Origin of the sequence: Photorhabdus kayaii, from assembly GCF_025384895.1 — a bacterium.
In the GTDB taxonomy this organism is placed as follows: domain Bacteria; phylum Pseudomonadota; class Gammaproteobacteria; order Enterobacterales; family Enterobacteriaceae; genus Photorhabdus; species Photorhabdus kayaii.
The window spans coordinates 1-953 of record NZ_JAJAFZ010000199.1 but is presented as its reverse complement, the minus strand read 5'-3'; the positions used below and the strand labels follow the sequence as shown (position 1 = coordinate 953).

At 46.2% G+C, this 953-nt stretch carries 2 pseudogenes; one reads left to right on the top strand and one right to left on the bottom strand.

Going from position 1 to position 953, the window contains the following annotated elements:
* Window positions 1-509: pseudogene (locus LGZ98_RS23875) on the top strand (DDE-type integrase/transposase/recombinase); the annotation flags it as partial.
* A 258-nt stretch (window positions 510-767) separates the two neighbouring features.
* On the opposite strand, the pseudogene LGZ98_RS23870 reads toward LGZ98_RS23875, so the two are convergent.
* Window positions 768-953: pseudogene (locus LGZ98_RS23870) on the bottom strand (ISNCY family transposase); the annotation flags it as partial.

The window sequence follows — 953 nt, the reverse complement described above, 5'->3', positions numbered from 1 at the left end:
GCCCGGACTGAACGGTCAGATATCCCGAATCATCTCAATAGGGAATTTGACGTTAGCGCGCCAGATAGTGTCTGGTGCGGGGATATTACCTATATCTGGGCAGAAGGCGGCTGGCATTATCGGCAAAGCCGGATGCGGATTGAGTGGTTAAAGCACTGGACATGGCATACGAGCAACGCGGCAGACCGCAAAACGTGATGTTCCATTCAGACCAGGGTAGCCAATATGCCAGCCATTCATTCCGGCAAAGGCTGTGGCGTTATCGCATGACGCAAAGTATGAGCCGCCGTGGCAATTGCTGGGATAATGCCCCAATGGAAAGGCTGTTTAGAAGCTTGAAATCAGAATGGATGCCTGTAACCGGTTATATGACCAGAGCAGAAGCCCTGCGGGATATAAGTTTTTACCTGATGGATTATGACAACTGGAGTCGGCCACATCAGTTCAACGAGGGGGTGCCACCGGCAAAAGCTGAGGCTCTCTCTAATTTACTGTCCGGAATTAGTTGACCACTACACTTTGTATGTGCTGAGCTTTGTGCTTTAATTCCCATAAACACCTTTCCTTATTTGAGTTACGTATATTAGCTTGAACATCTATATCGTAACGGAAAGGTGTTTTTCTTGGTATAACCCTTGATTTCCACCCGCATAGCGGGTGGTTTTATGTTTAAGAAGCTGACGCTACTTAAACTGGCTAAAGCCATAAATAAGAACAAAAATGCCGATCTTAAATATCGGCATTTTGCTGTAAAAGAGAAGATTAATTTAATGCTTTAACGTTTCAATTTTATCTCGGCTCAGTCCGGTACTGGTGACAATAATGTCCAAACTCACGCCATGCCGTAATAAGGCACGAGCCGTTTCCAGTTTACCTTCCGCTCGGCCTTCCTCTCGGCCTTGCACAATACCTTGCTTAATACCTTGCACAATACCTTGCTCTCTACCTTGCTT